This window comes from Puniceibacterium antarcticum (genome assembly GCF_002760615.1).
Classification (GTDB): domain Bacteria; phylum Pseudomonadota; class Alphaproteobacteria; order Rhodobacterales; family Rhodobacteraceae; genus Puniceibacterium; species Puniceibacterium antarcticum.
In genome coordinates, this window is record NZ_AWWI01000104.1 from 1 (window position 1) to 10,994 (window position 10,994).

Consider the following 10,994-nt stretch of genomic DNA (forward strand, 5'->3'; position numbering starts at 1 on the left):
TATTCCAGCGCGCCGCCGCCGATGGTGCCGGACTGGCCGGTTGTCGTGCCATTGGCCCAGACCAGCATCGCGGCCCCCACCTCGCGCGGGGAGGAGCCCGCCACGGCGGCGATCACCACGCGGGCGACCACGCCATGGGTTTCGACGGCGTGTTGCAGGGCGGTGAGGTCAAAGCTCATGCTTGGCCCCGCGTGCCAAAGCCCGAGCGTCGCGCCGGCGGCACGGCCGGACGCCTCCGGCGGGCGTATTTGAGGAAGAGAAGAAGCAGGGGGTCAGTCCGCATCCCGCACCCGCTGGATGGCGGCAAGGACGCGTTCCGGCGTGGCCGGGGCGTCGAGCGCGGGATAGGCGGTGCCGCAGGCGGCGATCGCATCGGACAGGGCCATCAGGACCGAGATGCCGAGCATGAAGGGCGGCTCGCCCACGGCTTTGGAACGGTAGATCGTATCCTCGCGGTTTGCGCCGTCCCAGAGCGCGACGTTGAAGACGGCGGGGCGGTCGGAACAGGCGGGGATCTTGTAGGTCGAGGGCGCATGGGTGCGCAGGGCGCCGTTGCCATCCCAGACCAGCTCTTCGGTGGTGAGCCAGCCCGCGCCCTGAACAAAGCCGCCTTCGACCTGGCCAATGTCGAGCGCGGGGTTCAGTGAGGCGCCGGCGTCGTGCAGGATATCGGTGCGCAGGATGCGGTATTCGCCGGTGAGCGTGTCGACAACCACTTCGGAGCAGGCCGCGCCATAGGCGAAGTAGAAGAAGGGGCGGCCCTGACCCCGGATCCGGTCCCATTCCACCTTGGGCGTCTTGTAAAAGCCGGTGGCAGAGAGGCTGATGCGGTTTTCATAGGCCAGCGTCGTGGCCTGGGCAAAGCTGTAGGTTTTGCCGCCTGCGTGCACTTCGCCATTCTCGAAGCGGATCGCGGCGGCGTCGGTCTGGTGCATTTCGGCGAGCAGATCGGCGATGCGGTCGCGGATGGTGTCGCAGGCGGCCTTGACCGCCATGCCGTTGAGGTCCGATCCCGAAGAGGCGGCGGTGGCCGAGGTGTTGGGCACCTTGGCGGTGTCGGTGGCGGTGATCTTGACCGCCTCAACCGGCACACCAAAGCGCGACGCGGCGACCTGCGCCACCTTCTGGAACAGACCCTGTCCCATTTCGGTGCCGCCGTGGTTCATGTGGATCGAGCCATCCTGATAGACATGCACCAGCGCGCCGGCCTGATTGAGATGGGTGAGGGTGAAGGAAATCCCGAACTTCACCGGAGTGAGGGCGAGGCCGCGTTTCAGCACCCGGTTGGCGGCGTTCCACGCGGCCACATTCGCGCGGCGCGCGGCGTAATTGGCAGAAGCCTCCAGCGCGTCGGTCATCTCGTGCAGGATGAAATCTTCGACCGGCTGGCCATAGGGGGTGGTCTGAACGCCCTCGGGCGCCTCGATCGCCCGACCTTCAGGCACCTCGCCCGCAGATCCGCGCGAGGTCAGATCCTCACCTGGCATCATCTGCCCCGAAATATCCTCGGGGGGGCGCGGCTTGGCCGCGTGGGGGGCAGGCAGCCCCCCTGCGACGCTCGGGGCATAGTAATTCGCCCGACGCACCGCGAGAGGGTCGCGCCCGAGGGTATGGGCCACGTGGTCCATCACCCGTTCGATCCCCAGCATGCCTTGCGGGCCGCCAAAGCCGCGAAAGGCGGTGGCGCTTTGGGTGTTGGTCTTGAGCCTGTGGCTTTCGATCCGGGCGTGGTCGAGGTTATAGGCGTTGTCGGAATGCAGCATGGCGCGGTCGGCCACGGGGATCGACAGATCCTGCGCCCAGCCGCAGCGGGTCATCTGCACAAAGTCCACCCCGGCAAGCCGACCGGCATCGTCAAAGCCTGCGCGGTAGTCGATGCGGAAATCATGGCGTTTGCCGGTGATGATCATGTCATCGTCGCGGTCATAGCGCATCTTGCAGGGCTTGCCGGTCAGGCGCGCGGCGACGGCGCAGGCGACGGCCAGCGCATTGCCCTGGCTCTCCTTGCCGCCAAAGCCACCGCCCATCCGGCGGATTTCGACGCGGACGGCGTGCATGGGGCGGCCGATGGCCTCGGCCACCTTGTGCTGGATCTCGGTCGGGTGCTGGGTCGAGCTGTGCACCAGCATGTCGCCGTCTTCGCCCGGCAGGGCGAGGGCTGCCTGACCTTCGAGGTAGAAATGCTCCTGTCCGCCCATCTCGATGCGGCCTTCGATCTGGTGCGGGGCGGTGTCGATGGCTTCGCCGGCGTCGCCCTTTTCCCAGATGCGGGGGCCGTCCTCGAACCGGTTGTCGGCCTCCATCGCATCCTCGTAGGACAGGATGGCGTCGCGTTTCTGATAGGTGATCTGCGCGCGTTTTGCGGCCCTGCGGGCGGCGAGGTGGCTGGTCGCGACCACGAGGAACACCGGCTGGCCGAGGTAGTGGACCGTACCACCCGAGAGCAGGGGTTCGTCATGGGCCGAGGGCGAGACATCATTGGCAAAGGGCAGGTCGCGCGCCTGAAGGACGGCGACAACGCCGGGGGCGGACTGAACAGGCGCGAGGTCGATTTCGGTGATGCGTCCGGCGGCGATGGTGGCGATGCCGAAGGCCAGATGCAGCGTGCCGGTTGGTGTGGGGATGTCATCCACATAGCGCGCGGCGCCGGTGACATGCAGGCGGGCGGCGTCGTGGGGGAGGGGTTTTGCGACGGTCATGATTTGCCCCCGCGGTGTGCCTGTGGTTGGCGGCGCGCAGCGAGGGGCCAGCCCCTCGCGCTCCCCGGGATATTTGTGGGCAGATGAAGGGAGGGGGTCATGGCATCACCTCCAGCACGGAGGTGTGGGTGTCGAGGTCTTCGAGCATGTAGCGGGTGAGCAGGTTGCGCGCGGTGATCAGGCGGTAAGCGGCACTGGCGCGCATGTCGGAGAGGGGTTGGAAGTCATCCTCCCATGCGTCGCGCAGGCTGGTGAGGGTGGTTTCGGTCCACGGCTGGCCGATGAGGGCGGATTCCACCCGGGTTGCGCGTTTCGGGGTGGCGGCGAGGCCGCCAAAGGCGATGCGGGCGGCGGTAACCATGCCGTCCGCGACCGTGATGTTGAAGGCACCGCAGACGGCGGAAATATCCTGATCGAAGCGTTTTGAGAGTTTGTAGACCCTGAGCCGGTCTGGCTGGCGGGGGATGGTCACCGCCTCGACAAACTCGCCGGGGGCGCGGTCCTGTTTGCCGTAGGTGAGGAAGAAATCCCCGATGGGCAGCTCACGGCGGGTGTCGCCGTGGCGCAGGTGCAGCGTCGCGTTTAGCGCGATGAGGGCGGGAGGGTTGTCACCGATGGGCGAGCCGTTCGCGATGTTGCCGCCGATGGTGGCGGCGGCGCGGACCTGCACTGAGCCATAGCGGCGGATCATTTCGGCGTAAGAGGGGTGCAGGGCACGCATCAGGGTCAGGACGCGGTCCATGGTGACCCCCGCGCCGATGCGGGTGCCGTTGTCGGTTTCAGTGATCTGCTGCAGGTCGCGGCAGCGGTTCAGAAAGATGGTTTTTGGCAGGTCGCGCAGGCCTTTGGTGACCCAGAGGCCGACATCTGTGGCCCCGGCGATCAGCGTGGCGTCGGGGTGTTCGGCGTAGAGGGTGGCGAGGGCGTCGGCGGTTTCGGGGGCGTGAGTGGTGCCGGTTTCGGCCTTCGGGGCGGTGTCGGGCGCGATATCTTCGCCGTCTTGCGCGATCCAGTCGGGGATGGGGGCATTCTGGGCGGCCTCTGCCGCGCGGATGATCGGGGCGTAGCCCGTGCAGCGGCAAAGGTTGCCGGCCAGCGCGTCGTCGTGGTTTGTATCGCCATTGGCATGGGCGGTGGCCATGGAGACCACGAAGCCCGGCGTGCAGAAGCCGCATTGCGATCCATGGTGGTCGATCATTGCCTGCTGCACCGGATGTAGCGTGCCGTCGGGGGCGGTCAGACCTTCGACCGTGCGCAGCGCCTTGCCGTGGAGCTGGGGCAGGAACAGGATGCAGGCGTTGAGCGCGCGCGCGCCGGAGCGGTCGGTGACCATCACCGTGCAGGCACCGCAATCGCCTTCGTTGCAGCCCTCTTTGGTGCCGGTGAGCCCGCGTGTTTCGCGCAGCCAGTCGAGCAGGGTGGTCGTCGCAGCGACCTCCCTGATCTCAACACTCTCTCCGTTCAGAAGAAAGGTGATATCCATACTGAAAACCTGCCGCCTTACTGAAATGACCCTGACTGCGCGCCCTCGATGCGGCGTAGAGGATGCGCAGGTCTTCGTATGTCCGAAGACAAGGCTAGGCGGCGGGTGTCGGTATTGGCAAGGGAAAAGTGCGCCGCTCCGCGCGGGGGGGCAGGGCCGCGCCTGAATTATGGGCCGCGCTCAGAGCGTCTGGGCCAGCGCGTCAAGCTGGTCTGTGGCGGTGCCCCATCCGGCGTGAAACCCCATGGATTCATGTTGTTTTCTGGCCTCTGGTGAGGCGTGCAGGACCAGCGCGCGATAGGCGGTGCCGGTGGGGATCGCGGCAAACGTGCAATGGGCGGTCATGAAGCCGCTGCCGGTCGGGCGGTGGTCCGCGCCGAGGGCGTCGGTGAAGCTGATCTGACGTTCGGGGTCGACCACCAGCAGGCAGCCACTGTTTGGCGCAACTTCGCCATTGGGTCCTGCCATCACCGTGTTGAACCGCCCGCCGGGGCGGAGGTCGATTTCGGCCGAGGTGACCGTCCACGGGGCGGGGCAGAACCACTGGCAGAGCAGCGCGGGTTCGCTCCAGCAGCGCCAGAGTTGTGCGGGGGTGGCTTTCAGGCTGCGTTCCAGCAGCAGATCGGTTTCGGGATTGATGTCAGGGATCATGGTTGGCGCCTTTGTTTCCTGAGAGTTGCGGGATTTCAGAGGGGGGTGTTCGGGGCAGGGTCTGTGCCAGCGCGTCAAGCCGGTCGATGCGGGACTCCCAGATCTGGCGCTGGCGATGCAGCCAGTGTTCTGCCTGTGCCAGCGGCGCGGAGTCGATGTGCAGGGTGCGCACGCGGCCCTGTTTGACAGAGCGCACGAGGCCGGATTTTTCCAGCACGCCCAGATGTTTGAGAAAGGTGGGCAGGGCAATGGCGTGGGGGGCGTGCAGTTCGCTGACGGCGCAGGGACCTTGGGACAGACGTTCGATCACGGCGCGGCGGGTCGGATCAGAGATGGCAGAGAAGAAGGTGCTGAGATTGTTTTCCATAGGGCGAGGTTTCTATGGGGCGGGTGTTTCGTCAAGTAAAAACTTAGCCACACGGCTAGGTTTTGCGCCACAGGCTGCGCAACGGCTGCGGGGGTTGCGTCGGTGTAGGGCGCGAATCGACGGGTTAAGGCCCATGAAACAAGCGGATTCGGCGATATGGAACGCATCTGGAAGCCGTATGGAAAACGTATGGCTGCCGTAGGGGCCGGGGCGGGATTAACGCGGCGGACGGGGTGTTCGTTCACGACGGGTTAACGCCGACGGGAGCGGGGCGGGCATCTTGGGTCTTTCGCCCGGGGGCGGTGAAAACTATTGTGCGGGCATGAGCACACATCCCCGATTCATTCACCTGCGCACCCATACCGAATATTCCCTGCTGGAAGGGGCGGTGCGGCTGAAGAAGCTGCCCGCGCTGTGCGAGTCCATGGGCATGCCTGCGGTGGCGGTGACCGATACCAACAACCTGTTTGCGGCGCTGGAATTTTCCGTCACCGCCGCAGATGCGGGGGTGCAGCCGATCATCGGCTGTCAGGTGTCCTTGCGGTTTGTCGATCCGCAGCCGGGTGAGCGGGTGCGCGAGCCTGCCGGGGTGGTTCTGCTGGCGCAGAACGAGCGCGGCTATGAAAATCTGATGAAACTGAATTCCTGCCTGTACCTGCGCGGGGACGGGCAGCTGGCGCATGTGACGCTGGCTGATCTTGAGAAACATGGCGAGGGGCTGATCTGTCTGAGCGGCGGGCCGGAGGGGCCGGTGGGGCTGATGCTGCAGCAGGGGCAGTACACTGCAGCAGAGGCGCTGATGACGCGGCTGCACGAGATTTTTGCGGATCGTCTGTATGTGGAATTGCAGCGGCATCCGGGGGAGGGCGGCCTGCCCGAGAATGAGCGCGCCTGCGAGCGTGGGTTCATCGAGATGGCTTATGCGATGGGTCTGCCGCTGGTTGCGACCAATGATGTCTATTTCCCCAAGACCACGATGTATGAGGCGCATGATGCGCTGATCTGCATCGCCGGGGGCGCTTATGTCGATCAGCAGGAACCACGCCGGCGGCTGACGCCGCAGCATTATTTCAAGTCACCGCAAGAGATGGCGACGCTGTTTGCCGATCTGCCCGAGGCGCTGGACAACACGGTCGAGATTGCGCGGCGCTGTGCCTTTATGGCGTATCGGCGCGATCCGATCCTGCCGAAGTTCGCGGATGACGAGGTGGTCGAGCTGCGCCGTCAGGCCAAGGAAGGTCTGGTCGAGCGGCTGCGCGTCATCCCGCATGCCGCCTCGGTCGAGGACTATGAAAAACGGCTGGAATTTGAGCTGGGCATCATCGAGGGGATGGGGTTTCCGGGCTATTTTCTGATCGTTGCGGATTTCATCAAATGGGCCAAGGATCACAACATTCCGGTGGGACCGGGGCGGGGGTCTGGTGCCGGGTCACTGGTGGCCTACGCGCTGACGATCACCGACCTTGATCCTTTGCGCTATTCGCTGCTGTTCGAGCGGTTTCTGAACCCGGAACGGGTGTCGATGCCCGACTTTGACATCGATTTTTGCATGGACCGCCGCGAAGAGGTGATCCGCTATGTGCAGGAGCGGTACGGCCGCGACAAGGTGGGGCAGATCATCACCTTTGGTGCTTTGCTGAGCAAGGCGGCGGTGCGCGACATTGGCCGGGTGTTGCAGATGCCCTATGGGCAGGTGGACCGCCTGAGCAAGATGATCCCGGTCGAGGGGGTCAAGCCCGTGTCCATCGAGAAGGCGCTGGCGGATGAGCCGCGCCTGCGTGAAGAGGCGCGATCGGAAGAGGTGGTGGCGCGGCTGCTGGATTATGGTCAGCAGGTTGAGGGGTTGTTGCGCAATGCCTCGACCCACGCTGCCGGGGTTGTGATCGGCGACCGTCCGATTGACGAGCTGGTGCCGCTCTATCAGGATCCGCGGTCGGACATGCCCGCGACGCAGTTCAACATGAAATGGGTGGAACAGGCCGGGCTGGTCAAGTTCGACTTTCTGGGTCTGAAGACGCTGACGGTGATCCAGAACGCCGTGGATCTGATCAAGAAATCCGGGCGGCATCTGCATATCGCGGCGGATGGGACCGAGCTGTATCAGCCGCCCGAGGTGGCGATTGACGATATCGGGGCGATCCCGCTGGATGATGAGGCGTCGTACAAGTTGTATGCGGCGGCCAAGACGGTGGCGGTGTTTCAGGTGGAAAGTTCGGGCATGATGGATGCCCTGAAGCGGATGAAGCCGACCTGTATCGAGGATATCGTGGCGCTGGTGGCGCTGTACCGCCCCGGCCCGATGGAGAACATCCCGACCTATTGCGAGGTCAAGAACGGCCTCAAGAAACTGGAGTCGGTGCATCCGCTGATCGACCATATCCTTGAGGAAACCCAAGGCATCATCGTCTATCAGGAACAGGTGATGCAGATCGCGCAGGAAATGGCGGGCTATAGCCTTGGCGGCGCTGACCTGCTGCGCCGCGCCATGGGTAAAAAGATCAAGGAGGCGATGGACGCCGAGCGCCCCAAGTTCGAGAGCGGCGCCAAGGCCAAGGGGGTGGAGCCCAAGAAGGCGCGGGAGGTGTTCGACCTTCTGGAGAAATTCGCCAATTACGGCTTCAACAAATCCCATGCGGCGGCCTATGCGGTGGTCAGCTATCAGACGGCCTGGCTCAAGGCGAACCACCCGGTCGAGTTCATGGCCGGGGTGATGAACTGCGATATCCACCTGACCGACAAGCTGGCGGTGTATTTCGAAGAGGTGCGCAAGGGGCTGAAGCTGGGCTATGTGCCGCCCTGTGTGAACCGCTCGCAGGCGACATTCGACGTGGCGGAGGGCGCGCTGGTTTATGCGCTGGGCGCGCTGAAGAACGTCGGGACCGATGCGATGCGGCTGGTGGTCGAAGGACGCGCTGACAAGCCGTTTGTGAACCTGTTTGACGTGGCGCGGCGGGTCGATCTGAAACGGGTGGGCAAGCGGCCGCTGGAAATGCTGGCACGGGCTGGGGCGTTCGACATGCTCGATCCGAACCGGCGGCGGGTGTTCGAGTCGCTGGAATCGCTGGTGGGCTATTCGGCGGCGGTGCAGGAGCAGAAGACGTCCGATCAGGTGTCGTTGTTCGGCGAGGGCGGCGACGATCTGCCCGAGCCGCGTCTGGCGCGGGTCACCGACTGGCTGCCCGCCGAGCGCCTGAGCGAGGAATTCAAGGCGATCGGGTTCTATCTGTCGGGCCATCCGCTGGACGATTACATGGCGCCGCTGAAACGCAAGGGTGTGCTGACTCTGGATCAGCTGCTGGACAAGGTGCAGGGCGGGGCCTGTATTGCCAAGCTGGCGGGTGTTGTCGCGGGACGGCAGGAGCGGAAATCGGCGCGGGGCAACCGGTTTGCCTTTGCCCAGCTTTCGGACACAACGGGCGCCTATGAGGTCACGCTGTTTTCCGAGACGCTGGAGAAATCGCGCGACTTTCTGGAGACCGGCGCCAAGGTGGTCGTGACGGTCGAGGCGACACTGGAGAGTGATCAGCTGAAACTGCTGGGCCGGTCCGTGGCGCCGATGGATGTGGCGATTGCTGATGCGGGATCGGCGGGGATGCTGATCCGGCTCGATACGGCGGCGGCCCTGCCGGACATCGCATCGGTGCTGAACCTTGCGGCAGAGCGGTTGCCCCGGGCCGGGCGCGGGCCGGTGCGGTTGTGCCTGTCCCATGCGGGCCTGCCGGGAGAGGTTGAGCTGGATCTGAACCAGGATTTCCCCGTCACCCCCGAGATCAAGGGTGCGATCAAGGCGCTGGACGGCATTCTGGCGGTCGAGGAGTTCTGAGCCGCCCCGCTGTGGCCTATTCGGGCCTGTCGCTGTGCGCCTTTATGCCGGTGGCCGGGCCGGATCGCGCCGATGCGGGGCGGCATCGGTGGCGGGGGCCTGCGAGGGTCTGGCATAAGGCCGTTGAAACACACTGACCGGGGGGCTGGCTTGCGAAATTCTGTCGGAGGGACATCTGAGCGGAAGACAAGAGTCGGCGCGCTGGTGGCGCTGTGCCTTTTGGCGGGTTGTGGCGCGGGGCCGTCGGGCGGCGCGCTGTCCGAAGAGGCGGTCGATTATGTGCAGGTGGGGCCGGGAGAGGTGCTGCCCTACGGCAGGCTTGCGCGGCAGTGCGGCACGCCCGCCCGGGCGCTGGGCAAGCAGGTTGCCCGCTATCCCGCGGGCGGAGGGGGCTATACGCTCTATGATTCCGAGCCGGGGGGCAGTCGTGCGCGCAGCTTTTTCCTGACCGGGTTTGACGATGGCTGTGCGCGGCAGTTCACCGCAGCTTTTGTGATTTTCAGCGCGCCGAGCGATTTCGAGAGGCTGCGCTATGGGCGGCCGTCCGAGACGGTGCCGCGGTCCGGGACCGATACCGCCTATGAGGTGCTGAAGGCGCAGATCTGCGGCGTGGGGGCGGATGCGCCTTGCGGTGCGCGCATTGGGCGGCTGGAGCGCAACACCGCCTTTGTCAGCATCTACGAGACCTTTGGCAGCAATCCCCGCTGGAAGACCATGCTGGTCCATGACGGCGCGGTGCTGGCGGCGGATCTGAGCGGAGACTGAGCGCAAGCTGGGAGGGGTCAGTAATGCGGGGGCTTTTCGTCGCCCAGCACGACGCCGCCTGTCGCCTCGGCCTCGCGTCCCGCCTCGCGGCGCATCAGCATTTCAACCCGCCGGGTGAGGCGGTCGATTTCGGTGTCCTGACGCGCGACAGTGTCGCTGAGATCCTCGACCGCGCGGATGAGATGGGCGATGCGTTCTTCGAGTTGGGTGTCGGGCATGGGGGACCTCCGGGGTTTGGGGTGGCATACTGCGCCTGTGCCGCTGGCGCAACGGGGTGAGGGGTCGGAGGGGGGCTGTCTGCCCCCCGCCTTGCCCGAGGCAAGGCCCCCCCGAGGATATTTGGGGGCAGATGAAACCGGGGAAGCGGTGGGCTGTGCTTGCCCCCCGCGGTGGGAGCGGATAGAGGAGCGGCGCAGCAGAGCCGGAGTGGAACGGACCATGGCCAAGACCCGTCGCAGCCCCTATTGGAAATGTAGCCCTGATGCGTGCCGACACCATCCAAAAGCGTCGTGCCCCGCTGTATGGGCCGGATCGGGCCGGGCCGTGCAGGTCCGGGCGGGGGGAAGATCATGAACATCGCCTTGCAACGCGCCGAAGCGGCACGGCTGCGCGCCGCCTTTGAGGCGGCGGGAGGGCAGCCGGTCGAATGTTCGATCCTGCAGCCCGCACGGGTGTTTCTGGACCTTTATGGTGAGGATATCCGCGCGCGCGCCTATGTGACCCAGGACCCGGGCCGGGGTGAGCAGATGTTGCGGCCCGATTTCACCCTGCCGGTGGTGCAGATGCACATGTCGCATGGGGCGGAAACCGCGCGCTATACCTATTCCGGCGAGGTGTTCCGCCGTCAGGAAGATCATCCCGAGCGGGCGTCCGAATATCTGCAGGTCGGCTATGAGGTGTTTGACGGGCGCGACCCGGCGGCGGCGGATGCCGAGGTGTTCGCGTTGTTTTCCGAGGTGTTGCGCCCCTATGGGCTGCGCGCGGCGACGGGGGACATGGGCATTCTGCTGGCGGCAGTGCAGGGGCTTGAGACCTCTGAGCGGCGGCGGGCGGCGCTGATGCGCCACATCTGGCGGCCCAAGCGGTTTCGCGCGCTGATCGAGCGGTTTTCCGGCCGCTCTGCGGTGCCGCCGACGCGAGCGGCGCTGCTGGCGGCACGCGATCCGATGGCAGCGGCGGGGCCGGTGATCGGGCTGCGCTCCGAGG

The 10,994-nt window shown here is 65.6% G+C and carries 9 protein-coding genes; 3 read left to right on the plus strand and 6 right to left on the minus strand.

Translation table 11 applies throughout. The features are described 5' to 3' along the window. The 5 genes from P775_RS14760 to P775_RS14780 form a co-directional block, all read right to left on the minus strand. The coding region (locus P775_RS14760; protein WP_281256093.1) for an XdhC family protein at positions 1 to 179 on the minus strand (179 nt) is incomplete at its 3' end. 93 nt (positions 180 to 272) lie between these two features. Continuing rightward, a complete protein-coding gene (gene xdhB / locus P775_RS14765) occupies positions 273 to 2,699 on the minus strand; it encodes a xanthine dehydrogenase molybdopterin binding subunit (RefSeq protein WP_099911712.1) in 2,427 nt (808 codons plus the stop codon). Positions 2,700 to 2,796: 97 nt separating this feature from the next. Further along, positions 2,797 to 4,182: a xanthine dehydrogenase small subunit gene (xdhA, locus tag P775_RS14770; RefSeq protein ID WP_099911713.1), complete on the minus strand. Its 1,386-nt coding sequence runs from the start codon at positions 4,180 to 4,182 to the stop codon at positions 2,797 to 2,799. Positions 4,183 to 4,362: 180 nt separating this feature from the next. After that, on the minus strand, positions 4,363 to 4,833 hold the full coding sequence (locus P775_RS14775) for an SRPBCC family protein (RefSeq protein WP_099911714.1): 471 nt from the start codon (positions 4,831 to 4,833) through the stop codon (positions 4,363 to 4,365). Next, the gene (locus tag P775_RS14780; protein WP_099911715.1) at positions 4,823 to 5,200 is read right to left on the minus strand and encodes an ArsR/SmtB family transcription factor; all 378 of its coding nucleotides are present in this window, start codon (positions 5,198 to 5,200) and stop codon (positions 4,823 to 4,825) included. The genes P775_RS14775 and P775_RS14780 overlap by 11 nt, the downstream gene beginning before the upstream one ends. A gap of 322 nt (positions 5,201 to 5,522) precedes the next feature. Here P775_RS14780 and dnaE point away from each other — a divergent pair, with 322 nt between their 5' ends. Both dnaE and P775_RS14790 read left to right on the plus strand, forming a co-directional pair. After that, on the plus strand, positions 5,523 to 9,023 hold the full coding sequence (gene dnaE, locus P775_RS14785) for a DNA polymerase III subunit alpha (protein WP_099911716.1): 3,501 nt from the start codon (positions 5,523 to 5,525) through the stop codon (positions 9,021 to 9,023). A gap of 204 nt (positions 9,024 to 9,227) precedes the next feature. Continuing rightward, positions 9,228 to 9,788 (plus strand): hypothetical protein, encoded by a 561-nt coding sequence (locus P775_RS14790; protein WP_099911717.1) that lies wholly within the window; start codon positions 9,228 to 9,230, stop codon positions 9,786 to 9,788. 17 nt (positions 9,789 to 9,805) lie between these two features. Here P775_RS14790 and P775_RS14795 read toward each other — a convergent pair whose 3' ends face one another. Continuing rightward, positions 9,806 to 10,006 (minus strand): SlyX family protein, encoded by a 201-nt coding sequence (locus P775_RS14795; RefSeq protein WP_099911718.1) that lies wholly within the window; start codon positions 10,004 to 10,006, stop codon positions 9,806 to 9,808. Between the two features lie 351 nt (positions 10,007 to 10,357). On the opposite strand from P775_RS14795, the gene P775_RS14800 reads away from it, so the two are divergent. Next, positions 10,358 to 10,994: ATP phosphoribosyltransferase regulatory subunit (locus tag P775_RS14800; RefSeq protein ID WP_180287449.1), on the plus strand; the 637-nt coding region annotated here is incomplete at its 3' end.